The sequence below is a fragment of the Paenibacillus sp. J22P90 genome, assembly GCF_059692195.1.
This window is the reverse complement of sequence record NZ_JCAUAY010000015.1, coordinates 1-24446: the sequence shown is the minus strand read 5'-3', so window position 1 is coordinate 24446 and position 24446 is coordinate 1. Positions and strand designations below refer to the sequence as shown.

General features: G+C 50.3%; 24 protein-coding genes and 1 riboswitch. Of the genes, 4 read left to right on the top strand and 20 right to left on the bottom strand.

The features are described 5' to 3' along the window. Positions 1 to 345: 345 nt before the first annotated feature. The 4 genes from rlmD to AC58UX_RS30645 form a co-directional block, all read right to left on the bottom strand. Positions 346 to 1743: a 23S rRNA (uracil(1939)-C(5))-methyltransferase RlmD gene (gene rlmD / locus AC58UX_RS30660; RefSeq protein WP_497259873.1), complete on the bottom strand. Its 1398-nt coding sequence runs from the start codon at positions 1741 to 1743 to the stop codon at positions 346 to 348. Between the two features lie 182 nt (positions 1744 to 1925). Next, the gene (locus tag AC58UX_RS30655; protein WP_497259920.1) at positions 1926 to 2855 is read right to left on the bottom strand and encodes a diacylglycerol kinase; all 930 of its coding nucleotides are present in this window, start codon (positions 2853 to 2855) and stop codon (positions 1926 to 1928) included. Between the two features lie 72 nt (positions 2856 to 2927). Continuing rightward, a complete protein-coding gene (locus AC58UX_RS30650) occupies positions 2928 to 3689 on the bottom strand; it encodes a sirohydrochlorin chelatase (protein WP_497259872.1) in 762 nt (253 codons plus the stop codon). Between the two features lie 139 nt (positions 3690 to 3828). Beyond that, on the bottom strand, positions 3829 to 4119 hold the full coding sequence (locus tag AC58UX_RS30645) for a YerC/YecD family TrpR-related protein (RefSeq protein WP_029198698.1): 291 nt from the start codon (positions 4117 to 4119) through the stop codon (positions 3829 to 3831). A 238-nt stretch (positions 4120 to 4357) separates the two neighbouring features. On the opposite strand from AC58UX_RS30645, the gene AC58UX_RS30640 reads away from it, so the two are divergent. Beyond that, complete coding sequence (locus AC58UX_RS30640) at positions 4358 to 4981, top strand: aminotransferase (protein WP_497259871.1); 624 nt, start codon at positions 4358 to 4360, stop codon at positions 4979 to 4981. Positions 4982 to 5071: 90 nt separating this feature from the next. On the opposite strand, the gene AC58UX_RS30635 is transcribed toward AC58UX_RS30640, so the two are convergent. After that, positions 5072 to 6154, bottom strand: a complete 1083-nt coding sequence (locus AC58UX_RS30635; protein ID WP_497259870.1) for a DUF3048 domain-containing protein — start codon at positions 6152 to 6154, stop codon at positions 5072 to 5074. Positions 6155 to 6572: 418 nt separating this feature from the next. Then, positions 6573 to 6956 (bottom strand): rhodanese-like domain-containing protein, encoded by a 384-nt coding sequence (locus AC58UX_RS30630; RefSeq protein ID WP_497259869.1) that lies wholly within the window; start codon positions 6954 to 6956, stop codon positions 6573 to 6575. A 137-nt stretch (positions 6957 to 7093) separates the two neighbouring features. On the opposite strand from AC58UX_RS30630, the gene AC58UX_RS30625 reads away from it, so the two are divergent. Next, positions 7094 to 7507 carry a thiol-disulfide oxidoreductase DCC family protein gene (locus AC58UX_RS30625; RefSeq protein WP_497259868.1) on the top strand — a complete coding sequence of 138 codons (414 nt, stop codon included), beginning with the start codon at positions 7094 to 7096 and terminating at the stop codon, positions 7505 to 7507. A gap of 17 nt (positions 7508 to 7524) precedes the next feature. On the opposite strand, the gene AC58UX_RS30620 is transcribed toward AC58UX_RS30625, so the two are convergent. Together AC58UX_RS30620 and AC58UX_RS30615 are read right to left on the bottom strand one after the other, a co-directional pair. Then, positions 7525 to 8322, bottom strand: a complete 798-nt coding sequence (locus AC58UX_RS30620) for a DODA-type extradiol aromatic ring-opening family dioxygenase (RefSeq protein WP_497259867.1) — start codon at positions 8320 to 8322, stop codon at positions 7525 to 7527. An 85-nt stretch (positions 8323 to 8407) separates the two neighbouring features. Next, entirely contained in the window at positions 8408 to 9319 is a 912-nt protein-coding gene (locus AC58UX_RS30615; protein ID WP_497259866.1) for an N-acetylmuramoyl-L-alanine amidase family protein, read from the bottom strand. A gap of 95 nt (positions 9320 to 9414) precedes the next feature. On the opposite strand from AC58UX_RS30615, the gene AC58UX_RS30610 reads away from it, so the two are divergent. Further along, complete coding sequence (locus tag AC58UX_RS30610) at positions 9415 to 9543, top strand: hypothetical protein (protein WP_497259865.1); 129 nt, start codon at positions 9415 to 9417, stop codon at positions 9541 to 9543. 331 nt (positions 9544 to 9874) lie between these two features. Here AC58UX_RS30610 and purD read toward each other — a convergent pair whose 3' ends face one another. The 12 genes from purD to purE all read right to left on the bottom strand — a co-directional run bounded on the left by purD (position 9875) and on the right by purE (position 23224). Further along, on the bottom strand, positions 9875 to 11140 hold the full coding sequence (purD, locus tag AC58UX_RS30605; protein ID WP_497259864.1) for a phosphoribosylamine--glycine ligase: 1266 nt from the start codon (positions 11138 to 11140) through the stop codon (positions 9875 to 9877). A gap of 67 nt (positions 11141 to 11207) precedes the next feature. Continuing rightward, positions 11208 to 12755, bottom strand: a complete 1548-nt coding sequence (gene purH / locus AC58UX_RS30600; RefSeq protein ID WP_497259863.1) for a bifunctional phosphoribosylaminoimidazolecarboxamide formyltransferase/IMP cyclohydrolase — start codon at positions 12753 to 12755, stop codon at positions 11208 to 11210. Between the two features lie 98 nt (positions 12756 to 12853). After that, complete coding sequence (purN, locus tag AC58UX_RS30595; RefSeq protein ID WP_497259862.1) at positions 12854 to 13465, bottom strand: phosphoribosylglycinamide formyltransferase; 612 nt, start codon at positions 13463 to 13465, stop codon at positions 12854 to 12856. Further along, entirely contained in the window at positions 13465 to 14505 is a 1041-nt protein-coding gene (purM, locus tag AC58UX_RS30590; RefSeq protein ID WP_497259861.1) for a phosphoribosylformylglycinamidine cyclo-ligase, read from the bottom strand. The genes purN and purM overlap by 1 nt, the downstream gene beginning before the upstream one ends. Positions 14506 to 14576: 71 nt before the next feature. Beyond that, the gene (purF, locus tag AC58UX_RS30585) at positions 14577 to 16109 is read right to left on the bottom strand and encodes an amidophosphoribosyltransferase (RefSeq protein ID WP_497259860.1); all 1533 of its coding nucleotides are present in this window, start codon (positions 16107 to 16109) and stop codon (positions 14577 to 14579) included. Next, positions 16094 to 18337: a phosphoribosylformylglycinamidine synthase subunit PurL gene (gene purL / locus AC58UX_RS30580; RefSeq protein WP_497259859.1), complete on the bottom strand. Its 2244-nt coding sequence runs from the start codon at positions 18335 to 18337 to the stop codon at positions 16094 to 16096. The genes purF and purL overlap by 16 nt, the downstream gene beginning before the upstream one ends. Then, on the bottom strand, positions 18315 to 19010 hold the full coding sequence (gene purQ / locus AC58UX_RS30575) for a phosphoribosylformylglycinamidine synthase subunit PurQ (protein ID WP_028556673.1): 696 nt from the start codon (positions 19008 to 19010) through the stop codon (positions 18315 to 18317). The genes purL and purQ overlap by 23 nt, the downstream gene beginning before the upstream one ends. Before the next feature lie 45 nt (positions 19011 to 19055). Further along, entirely contained in the window at positions 19056 to 19295 is a 240-nt protein-coding gene (gene purS, locus AC58UX_RS30570) for a phosphoribosylformylglycinamidine synthase subunit PurS (RefSeq protein ID WP_497259858.1), read from the bottom strand. Between the two features lie 26 nt (positions 19296 to 19321). Next, positions 19322 to 20179 carry a phosphoribosylaminoimidazolesuccinocarboxamide synthase gene (locus AC58UX_RS30565; protein ID WP_497259919.1) on the bottom strand — a complete coding sequence of 286 codons (858 nt, stop codon included), beginning with the start codon at positions 20177 to 20179 and terminating at the stop codon, positions 19322 to 19324. A gap of 72 nt (positions 20180 to 20251) precedes the next feature. After that, positions 20252 to 21547 (bottom strand): adenylosuccinate lyase, encoded by a 1296-nt coding sequence (gene purB, locus AC58UX_RS30560; RefSeq protein WP_497259857.1) that lies wholly within the window; start codon positions 21545 to 21547, stop codon positions 20252 to 20254. Between the two features lie 25 nt (positions 21548 to 21572). Continuing rightward, a complete protein-coding gene (purK, locus tag AC58UX_RS30555; RefSeq protein ID WP_497259856.1) occupies positions 21573 to 22742 on the bottom strand; it encodes a 5-(carboxyamino)imidazole ribonucleotide synthase in 1170 nt (389 codons plus the stop codon). Then, positions 22739 to 23224: a 5-(carboxyamino)imidazole ribonucleotide mutase gene (gene purE, locus AC58UX_RS30550; RefSeq protein ID WP_497259855.1), complete on the bottom strand. Its 486-nt coding sequence runs from the start codon at positions 23222 to 23224 to the stop codon at positions 22739 to 22741. Before purE ends, purK begins: the two co-directional genes overlap by 4 nt. 151 nt (positions 23225 to 23375) lie before the next feature. Continuing rightward, positions 23376 to 23477, bottom strand: a riboswitch (purine riboswitch). Between the two features lie 311 nt (positions 23478 to 23788). Here purE and AC58UX_RS30545 point away from each other — a divergent pair. Continuing rightward, positions 23789 to 24373, top strand: coding sequence for a YdeI/OmpD-associated family protein (locus AC58UX_RS30545; protein WP_497259854.1), 585 nt, complete (start codon positions 23789 to 23791; stop codon positions 24371 to 24373). The last annotated feature ends 73 nt before the right edge of the window (positions 24374 to 24446 follow it).

The following is a 24446-nucleotide window of genomic DNA, read 5'->3' as shown; positions in this document are numbered from 1 at the left end:
GAAATTACAAACGGCATTGTAAAAACGCCTGATTTTTTCCAACATCCTCAATCAAAGATACTAATCTTGCAGGAGTATAAATAGTGTATATCACTCCGAAGGATTCTACAAATGCATCAAGTTCAGCTTCCATTTTTTCTGTCAGCCCGTAGTTGAATACGACATGCCAGTGAACAAATTCATAGTTAAACCCACACTGTAGAACTTTGCCTCATCTAGATCCCGCTGTAATTTTAAAATTTCTCTTTGGGATCCGTACCTTTCTCGGGGCATGATTACTCGAGGTTCGAGTGACAATAAAAAACTGGGGACGCAATGACTTACGTTCCCAGCCCAATTAATCTCTCACTTAAACCCCTTATATATCAATAGACATACAGATTCGATATGTGTCGTCCACGGGAACATATCCACCGGCGTCACCTCCGCGACGCCGTAGCCGCCATCAACCAGCACGCGCAGGTCGCGCGCGAGTGTCGATGCGGAGCACGACACGTACACCACGCGCCGCGGCCGCAGCTCAAGGATGGTCGCCAGCAGCGCCGGGTCGCAGCCCTTGCGCGGCGGGTCGACCACGATGACGTCAGGACGGACGCCCTGACGTGTCCACTCCGGCAGGACGACCTCGGCGGGTCCTGCCTCGAAGTGCACGTTCGTCATGCCGTTTAACTCGGCATTCTTACGTGCATCCGAGATCGCCTCTTCGACGATCTCTACGCCGTACACCTGTCCCGCGCGCTGCGCTAGGAACAGGGAGATCGTGCCGATGCCGCAGTAGGCATCGACAACCGTTTCGCCGCCTGTCAACGCGGCGTACTCAAGTGCCTTCCCGTACAAGACTTCCGTCTGGACGGGGTTCACTTGAAAGAAGGATCGCGCGGAAATTGCAAATTTCACTTCGCCGATATAGTCATAGATGACCTCGCTGCCCCACAGGACGCGCGTCTCATCCCCAAAAATAACATTAGTCTGTCTCACATTAATGTTATGACAAATGCTCTTCACCGCAGGCAGAGCCTCGCGAATGCCAGCAATCCATTCGTCCACACGCGGAATCTCCGTCCCATTGGTCACCAACACGACCATGACTTCCCCCGTGCGGAAGCCGACTTTGACGACGACATGGCGCAGCAGTCCAGTCCCTGTCTCTTCGCTATAAGCGCGAATTCCTAAGCGCGAGCCGATCTCTTTTACCCGTGCAACGACCTCGTCGTTCGCCTCGTGTTGGATAAGACAAGCCTCCATATCAATAATGCGATGGCTGCCCTGCGCATAGAATCCGCCGATGAGGCCGCCTTGCTCTTCCCCAAAAGGAACCTGAGCCTTGTTCCGATATCTCCACGGATCGGTCATCCCCAACGTGGGATGAACAACGATTCCTTCGCTGTTTTCCCCCGCAACAGCCAACTTCCCAATCCGCACCAAATTATCCACGACCTGCTGCCGCTTCACTTTCAGCTGCGCCTCATAACTCAAATGCTGCAGCTGACAGCCGCCGCACTCATCATAAATCACACAGTCGGGAGCAATGCGATCCGCACTCACTGCAAGAAGTTCCACCAAAGTAGCATACCCATACTGCTTTTTCAGATGTCCTACTCTGACAAGCGCACGCTCACCCGGCAGCGCCCCCGCGACAAAAAGGGTAAAGCCGTTCACACGGCCCACCCCTTCGCCATCATGGCTGATCCCAATGATCTCAGCCTCGTATTGCTGCCCGACCTGCACAGGCAAGCCTGCCATCCAAGCTGGCACTTCTTTTTTTCCTCTGTTATTTGTCGAGTTCCCCGGTCTTCCCGCCGAACCCGACCTGCCACTACCTCTATGTTTACCTGGCGCCGAGCCAGATTGCCCTTTTGTTTTCATAATAACCTCACTTCATCTTTTAACCTTCCAAGTGAGAGAACTGGCTTTTAGCTCCAATCCTACTCACCCTCATCATGCCCATTCCCATGCCCTTTCAAATGAAACGGCGTGGTCAAAGCCTCAAGAAACTTCTTTTTATAAATCGACTGACCCGACTCATCCACAATCACCTGCAAATGGCTCTGCAAATTCGTCATCACGCAAGGCAATGTCCCGCCGAACTCCCCATCCAGATTCAACTGAACGTAGTCAGGGGAATTAATTTCGATATGATTCGTCTGAAAATAAATCAAGTTCGGATCACTCAAATGCTCGCCGCGGAGCGCGAGTGTAACGATACGAATGAACTCTGCGAGGTTGCATTTTTTCAAAATAATAACATCAAACATGCCATCATTAATGTTGGCTTCCGGAGCCAACTTCTCGAAGCCGCCAACGGAGTTGGTGTTGCCCACGAGGAAGAGCATGACTTCTTCATGCATCTCGCGATCGCCTGCTTTGATATAGAGCTCGATTGGCTTCAGCCTAGGCAGCTTCTCGAGTCCCTTCATATAATAGGCCAACTGGCCGATCATGGTTTTGAGCTTGCTTGGGACTTCATATGTCAGCTCGGTCATCGAGCCGCCGCCGGCGATATTGATGAAGTAGCGGTTGTTGATTTTGCCTACATCGATAGCGGTTGTATACTGCTGAATGATGAGGTCGCAGGCATATTCCAAGTTCTTGGGGATCCCAAGCGCACGCGCAAAATCATTCGTCGTCCCGAGCGGCAAAATACCCAGCGGCGGCCTGCCTTCTCTTTCGGCCATGCCGTTGACGACTTCACAGATCGTGCCATCGCCGCCAGCCGCGATAATTAAATCGAAGCCGCGACTCACGGCCTCGGCCGCTGCGAGTGTGGCATCTCCTTCACCGATCGTCGCGTGAGCGGATGTTTCGAACCCGCCGCGCTCTAAGCGCTGGAGGATTTCGGGCAATCTTTTTTTCATTTCTTCCCGGCCTGAAGTCGGATTATAGATCAATCGTGCTCGTTTGACCACTCAGTTCATCCCCTGTTCACTTTATGGGAATACGGAGGCAATCTGCCCCTCAATCCATTTGGAAATTTGCGGACTAGGCAAGAGCGCCTGTCCATGATAACGATAATCGAACCCTTCCAGACGGGAAGGAATCACTTTATGTGTAAAATACCCTTCACTTAAAAAAAGCGGTGCAACAATCACTTTATACGACGGCTTTTCGCGTGCCCACCAAGCCATCTTCTCCGCCAGTTCATCCGGTAAAAGCATCGCTGTATCCGCCTCCGCAAAGCCGCCCAGCGTCTTCACCCGCTCCGCGAGCTGTTCCAGACCTTGGCGCCACTTCTGGTGGAAGCCGTCTTCCTTACTTCCGTGTCCGACTACTAGGAGAATCTCCTGATCAGGCGACACGGAAAGCTCTTTGATTTTGCCATAAAGAATAGCTGCAATATCCGGATGATCATCAATCGGTGACGTGAAGTGGATTCGCGCGCGAATATCCATCAGCTCCATGTCGGTCTCAAGCAGCGGCTCTGCAATAACTCCTAGCGCATAACTGATCTCATCAATATGTGTACTTCCAGAAGACACGAACAGCGGAACGACGATGATATCGGTCACGCCCTGCTCCTCTAAGCTGGTTATCCCATCTTGTATCAATTTACCCTCGACAAGCTCCAGATATGACGCATAAATGGGCATGTTCTCAGGCATCCGAACCGCATTCACGGCATCCTCCACCAGCTGAACCCAACCCGCATCACGGGATCCATGGCTAATGACAAGCACACCATACTGACTCATACCTTTTTTCCCCCACCCGTACGAACTAAGCCTATCTTCCTATGCTACAGAATGTGTTCCTCTATGTCAATTTGAAGCCCGTTTAAATAGGAAAAACCCCGCATTACACGAGGTAATACAGGATTTTGCAGGCAAATATTTAACGACCTAAACGATCCAATGTCAGCACGTAACCATCGTTCCCATAATTCAGGCATCTTTTGACCCGAGAAATGGTTGCAGTAGAAGCTCCTGTTTCTGCTTCGATCTGGTTATACGTACATCCCTTGCGCAGCATACGAGCTACCTCAAGGCGTTGCGAAAGCGACTGAATTTCATTCACGGTACACAAGTCGTCAAAAAAGACGTAACACTCTTCAATATCCTTCAAGGTTAGTACAGCTTCAAAAAGCTGGTCTATGGCTTTATCATTTAATTTTTTTAATTGCATCTGCTGTCAACTCCCGATCAAAAAGCGTGTTAGCTCATAGGTTCTCTAAGCCCCTGTGTATCATTCGACACGACCAAAGCAATTCCTGCCTTTAGGATTGCAGAACGTTAAAATTTCTATGCGTTAATTGACTAAATAGTAACAAAATACGGGCACCCGTGACATTCGTCCATACCAAAGGTAGGCAAGTGACATATCCTGTAGGAGACAAATCTGATAAAAAGGATCGTGAATCCTAGTGACCAACCCAAGACAACAAATTATTGGTAATGGCGGAAATCGTCCTGAAGTGGAAACAAGAGCCTTAACTCTTCCCGGTGAAGGCTTCGGTCAATACCCTGGCTTAGGCGGTGGCAATCCCTTCGGTGGCGGCGGCTTTGAAGGAGGCGGCGGTGGTTTCTTCGGCGGCCCTCCTGCTGGCGGTAATGCCGGTGGTGGATTTTTTGGCGGCGGCGGTGGCGGTGCAGGCGGTGGTTTATTTGGCGGTGGCGGCGGCAATGCCGGTGGTGGTGGTGGCGGCAACTTCCTCAGCAATCTCCTTGGCGGCGGCGGCGGTGGTGCTGGAGGCAGCTCCAATCCACTTAGCGGCTTAAATATGAAGCAAATTTCCGGCTTCGTCGAGCGGATGGGTGGTATTGACGGCATCATCGGCACGATGGGCAAGGTTCAGAAGTTCATGTCTACTTTTCAACAAATGGCACCTATGGTCAAAACACTCATAGGCTCCATTGGCAAAGGCAAAGTAGCCTCGGACGAGGTAGAAGTCTTCCGTCCGAAACGCAAACGCCGTAAGAAATCCGGCACAGGCAAAAGACGCAAAGGCGGCTCGAAGTCCGGCACAGCTAGGCGGAAGCGCAGGTAACAGACCGTTCCCTGCCTCCCAGACATGATAAATTAGCGGGAGAACCTACCTCCCGCTAATTAGTCTATTTTCATATGCTGCGCGATATAACTACTCCACCTTCAACTTCGTGCCCTCCGGCACGATCTGCACCCACGTGTTGCCCGGCAGCAGCGGCACTTCCTTGCCATCGCTGGCGTAGGCGCGGAGCATGCCGTTTTTGCGTTCCCATGTGATCGCTTGGGACAGGCCTTCTTGGAAGATCATGCCCTTGTTCGGCCCGAACACATCGACGATGCGACGTCCCTCTTTATCAATGATCTGATGCTTGCTCTCTAGGACAAGCAAATTTTTCGTCTGCAGCTGTTTACCAGTTTCCTTGTCGAGATGCGGTTTACCTTCCATCAAGCGCATGTAGACACCTTTTGCAGCATCGTAGTCATAGGAAGCAAAATACCCCATGAGGTAGGGGATTTGAATATAATGCACGGCTGCGCCCGTGAGTTTGCTTTGACCTGCCTTGGCGAACGTGAGCAAAGGCCCGTTCCACTCGGTGCGGAACTTGCGCGCCTCGGCACCTTTTTTCATTTTATCCACAGAGGTATATAGGTTGTGCGGTGCCTTACGGTCGGTGGAGCGCCAATAGTAGGCGCCGTCGCCATACACTTCATCGAGATGGGCCAGATTGCGGCCGGCCATCATATCCATCGCATCCTGACTCCAGCCAGCATGTACGATAATCGCATCCAACGCGTCGCCAATCTCCACAAAATAAGGCCGAATGCTACGCACAGGGCCAATCGCTCCAGCAGCTTGGCTCTGAAACACGGAAACGAATCTAGTAATCTCGCCCTCGGCTAGGATCTCATAGACGATGTCTGCCTGGTCGAGGCCGGTTTGGGGCCGGGCTTGCGGGGCATTTTCGACCATGACCATGTAGGGACGAGTCTTCACCTCGTGATCGGTGGGCAAGCCGGTTAACGGGAATTTATAAGGAAGCTGCGCTTCCACCGTTGGCGTTGCAGGCTGTGTCGCAGGCGTTGTTGTGGCCGAAGCAGTCACAGGGACGGTTTCCGGGCTAGCAGTTACTATAACGGACGTTGTATCACTGCAACCTGCAAGGGTCAGGACAGAGCATCCAAGTATGAGCCATGTGGTAAGCGACTTTTTACGAATTAACGGCAATGTTTTCAAGGGGGCTGCACCTCTTCTTCTCGTGGACTATCGAACTATGAAATGTATATGCTAGAGGCATGAAATGTAGAAGTCTAAGAGGAAATGGGCAGTATCTACACCCATTGTAAGACCAATTGAGGCTGTGACCGGGGGCAAAGATGCGAAAGAGCATCCTTTTTTAGCGAAATGGGCTGAATTTAGCTAAATTAGTGCAAAAGAGCATCCTTTTGGGCCGAAAAGGTACCATATGCGGAATACCAGCCGAAATTGTTGCACTTTTGCACGCATTTCAGATCGAGAGGTCAACTCGATATCAAAGGTTGTACATTTGCACTTTTGCATTCCCGCACCCCGCACACCACCCTCTCCCACGAGGCAAAAAAGAGCGCCCCCCGCCATCTACATGGCTTTTCGGACACCCTCTTTTCGCAACCACTTATTGCGTTTGCTTCCCTCTCCAGCTCATGATGCCGCCCTTCAGATGGGACAGCTCGCCAAAGCCGTTTCTCCGGAGAACTCTCGCCGCCTGCTTGCTCCTCATGCCACTTCGGCAATATAGATAAATCTGACGATCCTTCGGAATCTCGCTCAATCGTTTCCCCATCGAGGACAAAGGAATATTCACCGCACCCGGAATGTAGCCTTGCTTCAATTCACCAGGCTCGCGCACATCAATAAGCACATGCTTGTCCGCTGCCATGCCTTCCTGAAATTGCTCTGAGGTCAGATTGCGCAGCCCCTTCACACCTGCAAAACGGGAATAGAAAAACCAAACGATAAAACCAAGTGCCACGATATTAAAAATCATATTACTATCCATGAGTTGCCTCTTTTCTGAGCTGAATCGCTTACATATTCACTTTATCCTCATATTGTAGCACCAACACCCTAACTTGGAAAACTACATTGAGGTATACTTAAAATAGAGTAATAGCACGCAGCACGGAGGAGAATCTTATGCCCAAAACGACCGAACATCACGCTGTCATTTTATTCGATGGTGTTTGCCTGCTCTGCAGTAGCAGCGTGCAGTTCATCCTGCGAAACGACCCGAAGGGCTTCTTTCACTTCGCTACTCTCCAGTCCGAAACTGGACAGCGACTGCTTGCCCAGCACAAAATGCCCCTAGATCGATTAAGCACCATTGTGCTAATCGAAGGGGATCGCGCTTATACGCGCAGCTCGGCTGCCCTGCGTATTGCACGGCGTTTGCGGGGCGCTTGGCCACTCGCCTATGCGGCCATCGTGATCCCGGCTCCGCTCCGCAACCTCGGATACAGCTTCGTTGCGCGCAACCGCTATCGCTGGTTCGGCAAGACCGAGCATTGCATGCTGCCTAAGCCGGAGCATAAGGGACGGTTCCTGGATTGAGTGGCCACCGCCTCAGCCTAAATATCCTTCTTGCGCAAGCTTACGCCGCCGAACATCCAACAGCACAAGCTCAGGCTGCCCATCTGAAAGCTATGGTGCAGCAGCTTCGCGCTCCGTGTAGCATCGCCCGCTCCGAGCGCGATCAACAACGGCGCAAAATGCTCCGGCGTCGGCACCGCCTCCCGCGCATGCGGCGCTCTTTCGTCGTAGCGAATCAGAGCCTCCAAATTCCACGTTTCTAGCTGCTCCGCCAGCCACTCGTCAAACTCCACGGCCCACAGCTGCGGCACTGGATTGTTATGGTCTAATTTCTGCAGATTGTGCACCGTTCCGCCGCTGCCAATGATTAGCACCTGCTCTTCCCGCAAGGGGCTTAGCGCAGCGCCAATCCGATAATGCTCCTCCGGTGTTAGCCGCGGGTTAACCGACAGCGTCACGACTGGAATCTGCGCATCGGGATACATAATGGAGAGAGGCGCCCAGGCGCCATGATCCAAGCCGCGCCTATCATTGAGCTCACAGCGTATCCCCTCTTGCTGAAAAAGCTGCTGTATATGCAAGCTTAGGGGAAGATCCCCTTTTGCCGGATAGTTAATGTCATAAAGTTCTTCCGAGAAGCCTGAGAAATCATACATCATCTCCGGTTCGATGGCTGAGCTAATCTTCTGCACGGGGCTTTCCCAATGGGCACTAAACAAAACAATGGCCTTAGGCGTCGGTATCGACATCGCAAGTCTCTGCAAAAACTCCGTATACGCATGCTGCTCAATCGCCAAGCTCGGTGAGCCATGCGCAATAAAAAATGCCGGCAACATAGCAACACCTCCTCCCACACAATGCAATGCCAATTATCTACATTATTCTCGAATCTGTGAAAATAAAACCTTCGGCGCCTCGTCTCTATCCCTTACCGTTCAAAAACTGCTCAATCCCATCCGCGATCCCTGCCGCCAGCTTCTGTTGATAAGCCGCCTCTGACATGAGCTCGTCCTCTTCGGGATTGGTCATAAACCCTAGCTCAACAAGTGCCACGGGCACCTTTGACCAGTTAAAGCCGCTAAGGTCGTCGCGTGCCGACAGACCTCGACCCTTCGAGCCTGTTGCTTGCTGCAAGCCAGCTAATAAATACCCAGCCGCTTGCTTGCTTTCAGCAGCAATGGGCTTAACAGCCGGTTGTCCCGCTGACGGATACAACACCGAAAACCCCTTCGTACTCGCCGAGGCATCGCCATCCGCGTGAATCCTTACAACCAATGCTGCACCGGCCTCATTCGCCATATCTGCACGCTGCTTGTTGCTGATATCCACGTCATGCGTCTCACGCGTCATCACAACATTGATCCCCCGCCGAGCTAGCTCTGCTTTCAGCAGCATGGATACCTCCAGATTAAGCACATACTCTGGTTTCTTCGTTCGTACGCCGACAGTTCCTGAGCTAACCTTCGCTTTCGTTTCTCGCGTATCCGGCCCGACCTGCTCAGGCGCGTTATTACCAACACGTTGATGCCCGGGATCGATCATCACGAGCTTGTTGCTCTGGTTTTTCCTAGGAGCCACGGTTGGTTCAGCCGCCTTAGGCTGCGTTACTACCGGTGTTGGAGTCACCACCGGTGTCGGTGTCGGCATAGGTGTTGGAGCAGCCGTAGCTATCGCTTGAACTACTGGTGTCGCAGCCGAAACCTCAACTGTTACAGGGGGCGTGACCTCCGCCGTAGGCGAAGCCGCAGCCTCCTGCTGCTTCTCCCCACATCCAGCCAATACACCAACTAGCGTTATGACCACAGCGAGTTGCAGCATTCTTTTAAAACACATCCAACGATTCCCCTTTTCTCTCTATTTCGTATAAAAACGCCAAACTTTCACGAAACTAACACTACCATGCTTCTCCACATTTGGGAGGTCCCGCTATGCAGACATTTTGGCAATATATCACGGATCATTGGTTGTCCATATCCTTAGTCGTTCTCGCCTTACTGGCGTGCTTTTTCGTCTATAAGGGCAGAAGCAAGTATATTCGGGGTTGGGATAAGAAGTAACTGGAAAACCTCCAGCTATTTCTGCACCTTTTCTCTTATTATCGGACTTAGATGGAAAATATACAGCTATTTCTGCCCATTTTCTTCATTCTGCAAGTAATCCCTTAAATTAACTGGAAGAAATCCATCTAGTCACCGAAAATGAGCGAATTTCACTACATTACCTGTAGAAAATCCATTTATTCGCCAACACTGACGCATTCCCTTTCGGGTATACGCTCCACAACTCAATCTCTCCCTTACCGCTATGAAAAAAACACAGCCCCCTACGCAAGCCCCCAATTGGGTAATCGCTTCTAAGAGGACTGTGTTTTTTGTTGTTCTTACAAACCTATCTCAATGCCTTCATTGCAATATCCGTCCGGTAATGCTTACCCTCAAAATGAATCCGATCCGCATCCGCATAAGCCTTCTGACGAGCTTCTACGATGTCCTTGCCGAGGCCCGTGATCCCAAGCACACGTCCACCGTTGGTAACGATTTGCCCGTTCTCATCAACTGCTGTACCCGCGTGGAACACAAGGGCATCCTGCACTTGATCTAAGCCAGTAATCGGCAATCCTTTCGGATACGGTCCAGGGTATCCTGGTGAAGCAACGATGACGCATACTGCGGCTTGTTCGCTCCACTCAATCGGCTGCTCAGCCAACGTACCGTTGTTGATCGCGAGGAAAATATCCAGCAAATCCGTTTTCAATCGCGGCAAAATCACCTGCGTCTCCGGATCACCGAAGCGCGCATTGAACTCAATCGTTTTCACACCGTTCGGAGTCAAAATCAGACCCGCATACAGCACGCCTTTGAACGGACGGCCTTCTGCCACCATCGCATCTGCCGTTGGCTGAACGATGTTCACAAGTGCTTCTTGAACGATGGACTCTGGAATATGTGGAAGTGGGGAATACGTTCCCATACCGCCTGTATTCGGTCCTTTATCGTTATCAAAAACCGGCTTATGATCCTGAGAAGGCACCATCAAACGCACTGTCGAACCATCAACGAATGCCAGCAAGGACATTTCTTGTCCTGTCAGGAACTCCTCGATCACGACGCTTGCGCCTGCCGATGCCCCAAACACCTGACCCACCATGATGTCTTTCAGCGCAGCTTCCGCTTCTTCCATCGTTTGAGCTACCGTAACACCTTTACCAGCGGCTAAGCCATCAGCTTTGATAACGATTGGCGCTGTTTGCGAGCGCAAGTAAGCAAGTGCCGGCTCGTACGCGTCGAATGACTCGTAAGCTGCCGTAGGGATGCTGTATTTTTTAAGCAGCTGCTTCATAAACACCTTGCTGCCTTCAATTATCGCTGCATTGGCACGAGGGCCAAATGCTGCGATCCCTTTTGACTCCAAATGATCAACCAAACCTGCCGCTAACGGATCATCAGGCGCAACCATAACCAAGTCAATCGCTTGCTCCTTCGCAAATGTGCTGATTTCTTCGAACTGAAGCTCCGTGATCGGCACGCATTCAGCTAAGCCAGCAATACCGCCGTTTCCTGGTGCGCAGAACAGTTTGCTGATTTTCGGGCTTTTGCTCAATGCCCATACAATGGCATGCTCGCGTCCGCCACGTCCAATAACTAATACACGCATTTGTGGAAACCCCTCTCATGGGGAATGCCCACGGTCCACTTACGAAACGTGAGCATTCTCAATTGTTTTAGTGTTTAAAGTGACGAACGCCTGTCATGACCATCGCAATGCCATTTTCGTTCGCAACACGAATGGATTCTTCGTCTTTGATGGAGCCGCCTGGCTGAATCACCGCAGTGATGCCTGCTTTTGCTGCCATTTCGAGTGTATCGCCCATCGGGAAGAACGCATCGGACGAAAGAACGGAGCCTTTCGACTTCTCGCCAGCTTGCTCGATCGCGATTTTCGCTGCGCCAACACGGTTCATTTGACCCGCGCCTACGCCCACAGTCATATCATCAGCTACAAGTACGATAGCGTTAGATTTAACGTGCTTAACTACTTTCCATGCGAAAAGAAGTTGCTTCATCTCTTCCGCTGTCGGTTGACGCTCGGAAACGACTTTCAGATCTGCTTCTGTCAGTTGGTAAGCGTCGCTTGCTTGCACCAGCATGCCGCCTTCAACTGTTGTAATCACTGGCTGGGACTCGCGTCCAGCAATGGTATCCAAACCGGCTACTTTGAGTAGGCGGATGTTTTTCTTTTTAGCCAGAATCTCAAGTGCTTCTGGTGTAAAGTCTGGCGCGATGACGATTTCCAAGAAAATCTCATGCAGCAATTGTGCTGTCGCTTCGTCAATCGCACGGTTCGCAGCTACGATCCCACCGAAGATGGAAGTCGGGTCAGCATTGTACGCTTTGGTGTAAGCTTCCAGCACGTTCCTACCGATACCTACGCCGCAAGGGTTCATGTGCTTCACGGCAACAACCGCAGGCTCACTGAACTCTTTTACGATTTGAAGCGCTGTGTTCGCGTCATTAATATTGTTGTACGATAATTCCTTACCGTGTAATTGTTCAGCCGTTGTGATGTTGCCAGCAGCTGCATTCGGCGTACGGTAGAAAGCTGCGCTTTGGTGCGGGTTCTCGCCGTAGCGAAGCTCTTGCATTTTTTCATACGTTACGGTGTAACGCTCTGGGTAAGGCTCGCCTTGGAGGCCAGTCAAATAATCGCCGATCAAAGCATCGTAAGCGCCTGTGTGACGGAACACTTTTGCTGCAAGACGTTTACGCGTCGCAAGTGTAGTGTCGCCAGTCTCTTGCACTTCTTCCAACACTTTCGCATAGTCGTTCGTGTCCACGATAACGGAAACGAAAGCATGGTTTTTCGCTGCGGAACGAAGCATGGTAGGTCCACCGATATCGATGTTCTCGATCGCATCTTCGTAAGTCACGTCAGGCTTAGCAATCGTCTCTGCAAAAGGATACAAATTCACAACAACCAGGTCGATGTACTCAAGGCCAAGCTCTTTCATGCTTGCTTGGTGCTCCTCGTTGTCGCGAACAGCCAGAAGTCCGCCATGTACGTTCGGGTGAAGTGTTTTCACACGGCCGTCCATGATTTCTGGGAACCCTGTAACCTCGGAAATACCGATAACCGGTACCCCTTTATCCTTTAACAAACTAAGCGTACCGCCTGTGGAAATGATCTCGACGCCTAGCTTCGACAGCTCGCTCGCGAATTCAACGATGCCCGTTTTATCGAAAACGGAGATCAGTGCTCTTTTGATTGCCACTATGCTTCCTCCTTAGGGAATGGGATTGTATATGAATCAGAAAATAAATAAGTGCGTTACAAATGCGCGCAAAACACGCGCAAACGAAACTTTAAACCCTACTTCCGCACGCTAACCCTGCGGCCGTCCAGGCTCACGCGGCCCTCGCGCAGCCACCGCACAACCTGCGGCAGCAGCACGTGCTCAGCCGCATGGATTCGCTCCGTGAGCGAATCGGCCGTCTCGTGCTCGTGGATCTCCACGGCACGCTGCGCAATGATCGGGCCGGAGTCCAGCCCGCCATCGACAAAATGCACCGTGACGCCCGTCTGCTTCACGCCGTACTCGACAGCCTGTTCCACTGCGCGCACGCCGGGAAACGACGGTAACAACGATGGATGAATATTAATCATCCGCCCAAAAAACGGCTCAACCAGCACATTCGTAATAATTCGCATGTACCCTGCCATTACAACCAGATCGACCTTACGATCCTGCAGCTCTTTCAGCACAAGCGTCTCATACGCCTCACGGCTTTCGTATTCCTTCGGGTTGAAGGCAAAGACAGGCACCTTCGCTTCCTTAGCTCGTTCAACGACGAACGCCTGTGGGCGATCACAGACAAGAAGCTCGATGCTAACATCAAGCTTCCCCTTCTGTACCTGATCCACAATAGCCTGGAAATTCGAGCCGCTGCCTGAAGCCATCACCGCAATGCGATAAGGCTGCATTACACGTCAGCTCCTTGGAACGTAACTACACGCTCGCCTTCTGTTACAACGCCTAAACGATATGCTTTTTCGCCTTGCGCTTCCGCTGCAGCAATAGCTTTCTCTGCATCGTCAGCAGCCACGATCACAACCATTCCGATACCCATATTGAACGTACGGAACATATCATTGTTCGTGATGTTGCCCACACGCTGCATCAAGGAGAAAATCGGAAGGATCGGCCATGATCCGTATTGAATGTCCACGTTCACGCCATCAGGCAGAACCCGCGGAATATTTTCGATGAAACCGCCGCCTGTAATGTGCGCCATCCCTTTGATCGCTACGTCTTCCAACATAGCCAAAACTGGCTTCACATACAGCTTCGTTGGCTCAAGCAACACGTTACCAAGCTTGTCGCCAAGCTCATCAACATGCCCTTGAAGCGTATATCCGTTATCTTCTAGCAAAAGCTTACGCACAAGCGAGAACCCGTTGCTGTGTACGCCGCTTGAAGCTAGTCCCAGCACGACATCTCCAGGACGGATCGTTGTTCCGTCGATGATCTTTTTCTTGTCGACGATTCCAACCGTAAAGCCAGCAATGTCATACTCCCCTTCAGCATACATGCCCGGCATTTCCGCCGTTTCGCCACCGATCAATGAGCAGCCAGACTGCGCACAACCGTCAGCGATCCCTTTAATAATCGCTTCAATTTTTTCTGGAATGACTTTGTCACAAGCTAGATAGTCTAGGAAGAACAATGGCTCCGCGCCTTGAACGATAATATCGTTCACGCACATTGCGACCGCGTCGATCCCAATCGTATCATGCTTGTCCATGGCAAAAGCAATCTTCAGCTTCGTGCCCACGCCGTCCGTACCCGATACGAGTACAGGCTCCTCATACTTGTCTTTGTTCAAGCTGAACAGCCCGCCGAAGCCTCCGAGATCCGTTAACACTTCAGGACGGTAAGTCCGTTTCACGTGCTTTTTCATACGTTCTACTGCTTCGTTCCCCGCCGCGATATCGACGCCAGCCTTTTTATAAGCATCCGACACTGACCAACACTCCTTAGTTTGTCTATATATGGGGGAGGTCGCTAGACCCCCGTTTTCTCTCTATCTTTCAATCAATCACACGCACAGCCAACCTTAGTCACATCAACAATCTCAGTTGGATAGCTGTTATCGAAACAAGCTGTACAATATCCGCTTTCCTTGCCTGCGGAGCCTTGACCGATTGAATCTAACAGTCCATCCTTGGTTAAAAAATGAAGCGAATCCGCATTGATCGCCTTGCGAATCTCTTCGATCGAATTCATCGCCGCGATAAGCTCTTTGCGGTCCGGTGTATCAATTCCGTAGTAGCACGGGTTCATAAATGGCGGCGAAGAAATCCGCACATGAACTTCCGTTGCCCCTGCTTCACGAAGCAGGTTGACGATGCGTAGTGACGTTGTTCCACGAACGATGGAGTCATCGATCATGACGACACGCTTGCCTTCGACCACCTTGCGAACGGCGCTCAGCTTCATTTTAACCCCTTGCTCACGAAGCTCTTGGCTTGGAATGATGAACGTACGGCCTGTATAGCGGTTCTTGATCAGCCCCAGCTCATAAGGAATACCCGTTTGCTCTGCAAAGCCAATCGCTGCCGAAATACTGGAATCCGGTACGCCTGTCACCACATCTGCATCGACGAAAGCTTCCATCGCCAGACGTTTACCCATCCGTTTACGAGCGGAGTGAATATTGACGGTATCGATGTCGCTGTCCGGACGAGCGAAGTAGATGTATTCCATCGCACAGATCGCGCGCTTGCCGCCCTCTGTAAACTGCTCAGAACGGAATCCATCACGATCGATGACAATGATTTCACCTGGCTGCACATCACGGAAATACGTTGCGCCAACGGCATCAAACGCACAGCTCTCTGATGCGAACAAGTAAGCTTCACCGAGACGACCGATCATGAATGGACGCAAGCCGTTTGGATCAAGCGCTGCAATCAATTTATCTTTGGTGATAATGAGGAAAGCGAAGCCGCCGATGACTTGATTCATCGCATCTTTCACGGCATCAACGATATCATCATGCTCAGAACGAGCAATCAGATGCGCCATAACTTCGGTATCACTTGTCGTTTGGAAAATGGAACCCTTACGCTCCAACTCACGCTTGATAATATTTGCATTATCAAGGTTCCCATTCGTCGCGATCGCGAGATCGCCCTCACGGTATTTGAAAACAAGCGGCTGTGCATTCGCCAGCTTGCTCTCACCTGCTGTGGAATAACGCACGTGCGCGATAGCTGTTGAGCCCGTAAGAGGATGCAAATTCTCGTTCGTAAATACCTCTTTAGCCAGTCCCATACCGCGATAATAATTAAACTTGCCACCATCCACCGTACAGATGCCGGCACTTTCCTGTCCACGATGCTGAAGGGCATGCAGCCCGTAGTAGCACAGGGAGGAAGCGTCGAGATGACCGTACACCCCGAACACCCCGCACTCTTCATTCAGCTTATCGAACAATCCGCCTTGGCCGCCAATACCTTCGTTGTAGTAGTCACCTGTCCAAAGCTCGTGCTGACCTCCATCAAGTTGTACAAGTGGAGCCTCAGGAAGCTTCAGGGCCTTGGATTGCTTTATGCCATTAGACATGGAATCGCATCCTTCCAGACCTTCGCCAGCTCGCTTACAGGAGACTGGAGACGCTGTTCGTCATTGATTTTCACAGTTAGATAAGAACCTGTTACTTTTCCGATTTCTTGATAAGGAACGCCTTGGGAAGCGATCCAGTGTTTCAGAGCATCCGCTTTTTCTGGTGTAGCACTCAGAATGATACGGGATTGCGTTTCGCTGAACAAAGCGAAGTCAGGACGTAGATCAGAAGCTACATTAACTTCTGCGCCGATGTTTCCGCTGATGCAGCTTTCTGCTAATGCTACAGCCAAACCGCCTTCAGACAAGTCATGCGCAGAAGCAACAAGACCTTCTTGAATCGCTTTTAACACTGCGTTTTGCAGGCGTTTCTCAGTAGCCAAGTCCAACTCAGGAGGACGGCCTTCTGTAACACCGTGAATCACGTATTGGAATTCGCTGCCGCCGAGCTCAGCTTTCGTCTCGCCTAGCAGGATAATGATGTCGCCTTCGTTTTTGAAGTGTTGCGTCGTGATGTGGTCCGTGTCATGAACAAGACCAACCATCCCGATAACCGGCGTCGGGTAAATCGCGCCTTTAGCGTTCTCGTTGTACAACGAAACGTTACCGCCGATAACCGGCGTATCCAAGAAGCGGCAAGCTTCTGCCATACCGTCCGTGGATTTCTCCAACTGCCAGAAGATTTCAGGCTTGTCCGGGGAACCGAAGTTCAAGTTATCCGTCACGGCAAGCGGCTCAGCACCGGAACAAACGATGTTACGCGCTGCTTCGGAAACTGCGATACGTCCGCCCACTTCTGGGTCTAGGTATACATAGCGTCCGTTACAATCCGTTGTCATCGCAAGACCTTTGCGCGTGCCGCGGATCGTTACAACAGCTGCGTCGGAACCTGGACGCACAGCTGTTTCAGTACGAACCATGTAGTCGTACTGGTTGTAAACCCACTCTTTGCTCGCTACCGTCGGGGACGCGAGTACGGATTTCAGCGCATCCGTCAACTTCACGACTTCCTCGTAACGAGTCGTATCTACCGCTGCGCCTGCTTCGTAGTAAGCCGGCACTTTGCTCGGCTTATTGTAAACCGGGCACTCGTCCACGAGTGCGCCTACAGGCATGTTCCCCACGACTTCACCGTGGTGGATCAATTTCAGGTAACCATCGTCGGTTACCTTACCGACTTTCGCGCAGTGCAAGCCCCAGCGCTCGAAAATGCCTTTAGCTTGCGCCTCATGCTTCGGCTCAACAACGAAAAGCATACGCTCTTGGGACTCGGACAGCATCATTTCATACGCTGTCATGCCTTCTTCGCGTTGTGGTACTTCATCCAGGTACAGCTCCATGCCGTTACCTGCTTTACTTGCCATCTCCGCGGAGGAACATGTAAGTCCCGCTGCGCCCATATCTTGAATTCCGAGCACGATGCCGGAATTGATTAACTCTAAGCAAGCTTCTAGCACTAGCTTTTCCATGAACGGATCGCCAACTTGTACCGCTGGACGCTTCGCTTCGGATTCAGCTGTCAGCTCCTCGGATGCGAATGTCGCACCGTGGATACCGTCGCGGCCTGTTGCCGGGCCTACGTAGAAGACTGGGTTGCCAACACCTTTGGCAACACCGCGTTGGATCATGTCGTGGTCGATAAGACCCACGCACATTGCGTTAACGAGCGGGTTCCCCTCGTAGCTCTCGTCGAACATCACTTCGCCGCCGACTGTCGGAATCCCGATACAGTTACCGTATCCTGCGATACCGGAGACAACGTGCTCGAACAAGTACTTAACGCGGTCGTTTTGCAGCTTACCGAAGCGCAAAGAGTTCAATAGCGCTACTGGGCGTGCGCCCATGGAGAAAATATCACGAATAATACCGCCCACACCTGTCGCCGCGCCTTGGTAAGGCTCGATTGCGGAAGGGTGGTTATGACTTTCAATTTTGAAAACAACCGCTTGGTTGTCCCCGATATCTACAATCCCTGCACCTTCACCAGGTCCCATTAGAACGCGAGGTCCTGTTACTGGGAATTTACGAAGAACAGGTTTGGAATTTTTATAAGAACAATGCTCGGACCACATTACGCTGAATACGCCGATCTCCACATAGTTCGGATTACGTCCTAGGAAGCCACAAATTTTCGCAAACTCCTCGTCGGTTACGCCCATTTGCTTGTAGATTTTCTGTTCCGCGATTTGTTCTGCTGATGGTTCCTTAGCGGATAGCTGCTGCGTCATGTTTTTCCCTCCAAGCACTTAGAATTGATGTGAACATTTTCTTACCGTCTGCGGAGCCTAGAATCTCATGAATGGCGCGCTCTGGATGGGGCATCATACCCACAACGTTCCCTGCTTTGTTACTGATTCCTGCGATATCATCAAGTGATCCGTTCGGGTTGTTGCCCGCTTCATAACGGAACACGATTTGGTTGTTTTCTTGCAATTCTTTTAGTGTAGCTTCGTCACAGTAGTAGTTGCCTTCACCGTGCGCGATCGGAATGTTGATCAATTCACCTTCGGCATAATCACGTGTGAACGCCGTTGTGTTGTTCTCAACTTTTAGAACCGCTTGGTGACAGCGGAATTTCATGCCGTTATTGCGCAGCAATGCGCCTGGCAGCAAACGAGCTTCCGTCAACACTTGGAATCCGTTACAAATACCTAGAATGTACTTGCCTTCTTCCGCAGCCTTCACGACAGCCTTCATTACATTCGTAAACTGAGCAATCGCTCCACAACGCAGGTAATCCCCGTAAGAGAATCCTCCTGGTACTAGGATACAATCATATTTGGACAAGTCGCCGTCCGTATGCCATACATAGTCAACTGGTTGACCAATTGTATCTTCAATCGCTTTGTACAAGTCGATATCGCAATTCGATCCCGGGAACACAAGAACCGCAAAATTCATGACTTCTTCCTCCTCAAAATGCTTTAGCAGAACTTACTTCGTCTATTATGCCAACTCGTAGCGGTAGTCTTCGATTACTGTGTTTGCAAGCAGCTTCTCGCACATTGCTTTAACGCGTGCTTCTGCTTCTGCTCTGTCTGTTGTGCCAAGCTCAAGCTCCAAATATTTACCGATGCGCACTTTGCCAACTTCTTCGAAGCCCATGGAGTGAAGTGCTCCTTGGACTGCAGTTCCTTGCACGTCCAATACGTTCTGTTTAATCGTTACATAGACAGTTGCTTTCATTGTAAAATCGCTCCTCAGCGTTATTTTTAATCAACCAAGCGGTTCAAAATTTCTTTATATCGGTTCGAAGTCTCTTCCACAACGGAGGCTGGAAGTTCGTCCGGCTCACTATTTTTATCCCAACCTGATCCCGCTAAGTACGTGCGAACAGGCTCTTTGTCCATGGAATCGATCTCGATATCCAGGGCATATTTCTCTTGTGACCAATAACGGGAAGAATCCGGTGTAAAGATCTCATCAATGATAATAAGTTCACCTGCATAGATGCCGAATTCAAACTTTGTATCAGCTAAAATGATGCCTTTTTGCTCGCAGATGCTATGCGCCAGCACATACAGCATAATGCTACGCTCTTGCAGCGCGTACGTTAGCTCTTCACCAACAAGCTCGATCATTTGGTCAATGGAGATGTCTTCATCGTGACCTACATCATTTTTCGCTGCTGGTGTGAAAATCGGATCGCTCAGACGCTCGTTTTTACGCAAGCCTTCTGGTAATTTAATGCCGTTAATTTCACCGGTTTTCTCGTACTGTCTCCAGCCATTCCCCGTGATGTAACCGCGAACCACGCACTCGATGGAGATGCGCTCCGCTTTTTTCGCCACAATGATACGCTCTTTCAGTACTTCACGATCCTCAGCGCTAGGAATGATCGCTTGCAGCTTCTCAACGTCCGTATGGATGATGTGATTTTTCATATAACCGCTTGTAATCCCGAACCAGTACTTACTCAACGCATTCAAAACATATCCTTTATCCGGAACGCCAGGCTTCAGAATATAATCGAAAGCCGAAATGCGATCCGTCACCACGATCAAAAAGCTATCGCCAAGATCATACAGCTCACGTACTTTACCTTTATGCACTAGAGGTGCATTAATCATCTCTTCTGCTGTATCCAAGATTACGTTTGCGTTTGCCACGAATTCCACACCCTTTCCCCTTCAAAATATGTGCTAGTTCAATCCAAGACGGTCAAAAATCGTGCTTACATGTTTCAAATGCCAGCTAGGATCGAAGCAATCTGCGATTTCTTCTGGGCTTAACACTTCTGTGATCACCGATGTGTTCTCAACGATTTCGCGGAAGGAGCGTTGCTCTTCCCATGCTTGCATCGCTCTCGGCTGTACTGTATCGTACGCTTGCTCACGCGCAAAGCCTTTGTCGATCAGCTTCGTCATCACGCGGCCGGAGAATGGAACATCGTAAGTGCTGCGCATGTTGCGTTTCATATTTTCAGGGAACACCGTCAAATTCTTGATGATGTTGCCAAGACGATTCAGCATGTAGTTCAACAATTGCGTCGAATCCGGAAGGATAATACGCTCAACGGAGGAGTGCGAAATGTCGCGCTCATGCCATAGCGTCACGTTCTCGTAAGCGGAAACCATGTGTCCACGAATGACGCGGGACAGACCGGAAATGCTCTCGCAACCGATCGGGTTACGTTTGTGCGGCATTGCGGAGGAACCTTTTTGACCTTTCGCAAACGGCTCTTCCACCTCGCGGAACTCACTCTTTTGAAGCGCGCGAATTTCTGTCGCGAATTTATCCAAGGACGTAGCTACTAGTGCCAGCGTCGCCATGTAATCCGCGTGACGATCACGTTGCAAAGTTTGCGTGGAGATCGGAGCTGGCGATGTGCCCAGCTTTTCGCACACATATTGCTCAACGAACGGATCGATGTTCGCGTAAGTACCTACGGCTCCTGAGATTTTACCGAATTGCACGCCATTAGCGGCTGTACGGAAACGCTCCAGGTTACGCTTCATTTCTTCGTACCATAGCGCCATTTTCAAACCAAACGTCGTTGGCTCTGCATGAACACCATGCGTTCTACCCATCATGGCTGTATCTCTATGTTCAATCGCTTTGTTGCGAAGGATTTCAATAAAGTTCTGGATGTCTTTGTCCAAAATTTCGTTAGCTTGTCTTAGCAAGTAGCCCATTGCTGTATCAACAACGTCTGTCGAAGTTAAGCCGTAGTGAACCCATTTGCGCTCAGGCCCTAGTGTCTCGGATACAGCGCGTGTGAAAGCAATAACGTCATGGCGAGTCTCTTGCTCAATTTCGTAGATGCGGTCGATGTTGAAGCTTGCATTTTCGCGGATGACCTTAACATCTTCCTTCGGGATAACGCCTAGCTCTGACCAAGCCTCGCAAGAAAGAATTTCAACTTCCAAGTACGCTTGAAACTTATTCTGTTCTGTCCAAATGCTTGCCATCTCAGGGCGTGTATAACGATCAATCATGTTCCGTTCCTCCAATGAGTTTCTTTTACTTACTTTCCCAAATGCCTACCTGTTCTATCCAAGTCAATGCTTTCTCAACATCGTCAGTCAAAAGATTGATATGACCCATTTTGCGTTTTTCTTTCGCTTCTTTCTTACCGTACAGATGAAGCTTCGCGCTGACGCCTAATGCTTCCTCTAAGAAGCCTGGCTCCGCTAGTCGATCATGCAGCGGCGCAATGTGCTCACCTAGCAAATTGACCATGACCACCGGCGTCAACAGCTCCGTGGAGCCGAGCGGCAGGTTGCAGATCGCGCGAACGTGCTGCTCGAACTGCGAGGTGCGGCAAGCTTCCATCGTGTAATGCCCCGAATTGTGCGGGCGTGGTGCAAGCTCATTGACGTATAGCTGACCGTCCTTCGTCAGGAACAGCTCAACCGCAATCAGCCCGATCACACCAAGGGATTCCGCGATGCGGATCGCTAGTTCTTCGGCTGCCTTCTGCACTGGCACTGGAATGCGTGCCGGTACGATGGACTCGTGCAAAATATTATGAACATGTATATTTTCAGCAGCAGGAAATGCCTTTACCTCGCCGCGTGGACTTCTAGCTGCAATGACGGATAATTCCTTGTCAAAATGAATGAATTGTTCGAGCACCAGCTCGGTTTTGGCGCGGCTTAACGTTTCGTAGGCTTCGGCGACTTCATCTAAGGAGCGAAGCACCCATTGCCCTTTGCCGTCATAACCGCCTGTTGCGGTTTTGAGCACGCACGGTATACCGAAGCGCTCTGCTGCTTCTCTAAGGTCCGCCTCGCTCGTGATTTCCGCGTATGGCGCAACTGGCACGCCTGCCGCTTCAATCGCTCTCTTTTCACGAAGACGGTGCTGTGTCGTGTATAAAAGATGACTGCCTTGTGGAACATAGGACTCTTCCATCAAGATGTTGGTGACGTGCGCGTCGACATTCTCGAACTCGTACGTGATCACGTCGGAAAGTGCCGCAAGCCTTCTGGCTGCCTCCACGTCGTCGAAGTTCGCTTGAATCTGCGTCGCGACTTGTCCGCAAGGCGCGTCCTCCGTCGGATCGAGCGTCACGAAGCGATACCCCATGTTGCGTCCGGCTAGTGTAAGCATACGTCCTAATTGCCCGCCGCCTAGGATTCCGATTGTGCCTCCTGGCTGAATCACCTTACCGCTGGAAGTGTCACTCATAGATTGTCACTGCTTTCTAGCACCGTTTGCGTGATGCGCGCGCGGCGTGCTTTCACTTTCGCTTGAATCTCCGGATCAAAAGCGCCCAGAATTTGCGCAGCGAGCAAGCCTGCGTTCGTTGCACCTGCATGGCCGATGGCCACCGTAGCAACCGGAATGCCACCTGGCATTTGTACAATAGAGAGCAAAGAGTCCATGCCATTCAATGTAGACGTTTTAACTGGAACACCAATAACCGGAAGCTCTGTTTTGGCCGCTACCATTCCTGGTAAATGCGCCGCCCCGCCTGCTCCGGCAATAATTACTTGTAGGCCACGTTCGATGGCTGATGCTGCATATTCAAACATCAGATCCGGTGTTCGATGCGCGGAGACGACCTTCTTCTCATACGCTACACCCAGTTCGTCCAACATATCACAAGCATGCTTCATCGTTTCCCAATCCGACTGGCTTCCCATAATAACACCAACACGTACCGTCATCACAAACCTCTTTCTAAAGCCGACTTTTAAAATCTTCATATAACTAAATAATTAAACCCTTAAAAATAAAAATGCCCAGAGCTAGAATTCACGATTCTATACGCTGGACAGCAAAAGAACCGAATGCAAAAAGACCATCATTTCCTATGGTTCCCCTCATTCGCTTCCTCGTAGTCCAAAAATTCATGGTTTTTGGGTAGATACTTCCAGGCCTTATTCCTGATTTTATACGAGTTGATTCGACATTTTCAATTAGTGCGGATTCATTTCCCGCTTTCCTAGTTTACTACCAACTGACGTGCCATGTCAATTTGAAAAAACGAACATTTATCAGTTTATTGTTTTAAATAGTTCGCTTTTTCGGCACATTTTCTATGATTTACCTGTTTATGAACCAAGACGCGTTTATCAAGATCTCTATATGCAGTCTTAGACTCAAAAATCACAGGTGTAGCGGACACTTAATATTTTTCGACACGGCCTTGATATAACAACAAAACACACTGACATATAGCTGTCAGTGTGTTTTGTTATAATGGTAATAAAACCTTGGAGGAATCCCGAATGATCATAGATAAAATCGTACACGTTCACACGCGGCAAGAGTGGCGCGATTGGCTCAGCGAGTTTCACCGCATGGAAGACTATTGCTGGGTAGTTCCTATAGAACGTCAAGGGGATAGTTACTTAGACTATGTGGAAGAAGCCTTGTGTTTTGGCTGGATTGATAGCACGGTTAAAAAATTCAATGAAACGCAAACCGCTCAGCGATTTTCGCCCAGGAAAAAGAAGAGTAACTGGACAGAGCTCAATAAAGAGCGCGTCCGCAGGTTAGATCAATTAGGCCTTATGACAGAAGCAGGCTATCAAGTATTGCCCGATATGACTATCGAATCTTTTATCATCGATGAAGAGATCATAGCGCAATTACGTCAGGACGAAGCGCTTTATCGCCATTTTCAAGGCTTGCCTGCCCTCTACGTGAGAATTAAGCTCGACAACATTCAATCCGTGCGGAACGATGAAACGTTATATCAGAACCGACTAACCAAGTTTATTGAACATACCCGTGCTAATAAAATGTATGGACAATGGCATGATAACGGTCGTCTTGCACCTAGAATAAAAAGTGGACGTCTCTTAGTGTAGAATTAATAATAATCTTAACTATTAACTAAGAGGTGTTTGTCCATGAGTGAATCAAGACAAAGATATAATGAAA

Bases quoted from the DNA above. Each gene is read 5' to 3' on its own strand.
- purN (WP_497259862.1), bottom strand. From the start codon at position 13,465: ATGCAGCCTTATCGCATTGCGGTGATGGCTTCAGGCAGCGGCTCGAAT.
- AC58UX_RS30630 (WP_497259869.1), bottom strand. From the start codon at position 6,956: ATGGATAGTAATATGATTTTTAATATCGTGGCACTTGGTTTTATCGTT.
- AC58UX_RS30610 (WP_497259865.1), top strand. From the start codon at position 9,415: ATGCAGACATTTTGGCAATATATCACGGATCATTGGTTGTCCATATCC.
- purS (WP_497259858.1), bottom strand. From the start codon at position 19,295: ATGAAAGCAACTGTCTATGTAACGATTAAACAGAACGTATTGGACGTG.
- AC58UX_RS30645 (WP_029198698.1), bottom strand. From the start codon at position 4,119: ATGCAATTAAAAAAATTAAATGATAAAGCCATAGACCAGCTTTTTGAA.
- AC58UX_RS30565 (WP_497259919.1), bottom strand. From the start codon at position 20,179: ATGATTAATGCACCTCTAGTGCATAAAGGTAAAGTACGTGAGCTGTAT.
- rlmD (WP_497259873.1), bottom strand. From the start codon at position 1,743: ATGGCAGGCTTGCCTGTGCAGGTCGGGCAGCAATACGAGGCTGAGATC.
- AC58UX_RS30655 (WP_497259920.1), bottom strand. From the start codon at position 2,855: ATGAAAAAAAGATTGCCCGAAATCCTCCAGCGCTTAGAGCGCGGCGGG.
- AC58UX_RS30650 (WP_497259872.1), bottom strand. From the start codon at position 3,689: ATGAGTCAGTATGGTGTGCTTGTCATTAGCCATGGATCCCGTGATGCG.
- purF (WP_497259860.1), bottom strand. From the start codon at position 16,109: ATGTCTAATGGCATAAAGCAATCCAAGGCCCTGAAGCTTCCTGAGGCT.
- AC58UX_RS30615 (WP_497259866.1), bottom strand. From the start codon at position 9,319: ATGTGTTTTAAAAGAATGCTGCAACTCGCTGTGGTCATAACGCTAGTT.
- purQ (WP_028556673.1), bottom strand. From the start codon at position 19,010: ATGAATTTTGCGGTTCTTGTGTTCCCGGGATCGAATTGCGATATCGAC.
- AC58UX_RS30545 (WP_497259854.1), top strand. From the start codon at position 23,789: ATGATCATAGATAAAATCGTACACGTTCACACGCGGCAAGAGTGGCGC.
- purK (WP_497259856.1), bottom strand. From the start codon at position 22,742: ATGAGTGACACTTCCAGCGGTAAGGTGATTCAGCCAGGAGGCACAATC.
- purE (WP_497259855.1), bottom strand. From the start codon at position 23,224: ATGACGGTACGTGTTGGTGTTATTATGGGAAGCCAGTCGGATTGGGAA.
- AC58UX_RS30625 (WP_497259868.1), top strand. From the start codon at position 7,094: ATGCCCAAAACGACCGAACATCACGCTGTCATTTTATTCGATGGTGTT.
- purD (WP_497259864.1), bottom strand. From the start codon at position 11,140: ATGCGTGTATTAGTTATTGGACGTGGCGGACGCGAGCATGCCATTGTA.
- purL (WP_497259859.1), bottom strand. From the start codon at position 18,337: ATGACGCAGCAGCTATCCGCTAAGGAACCATCAGCAGAACAAATCGCG.
- purB (WP_497259857.1), bottom strand. From the start codon at position 21,547: ATGATTGATCGTTATACACGCCCTGAGATGGCAAGCATTTGGACAGAA.
- AC58UX_RS30620 (WP_497259867.1), bottom strand. From the start codon at position 8,322: ATGTTGCCGGCATTTTTTATTGCGCATGGCTCACCGAGCTTGGCGATT.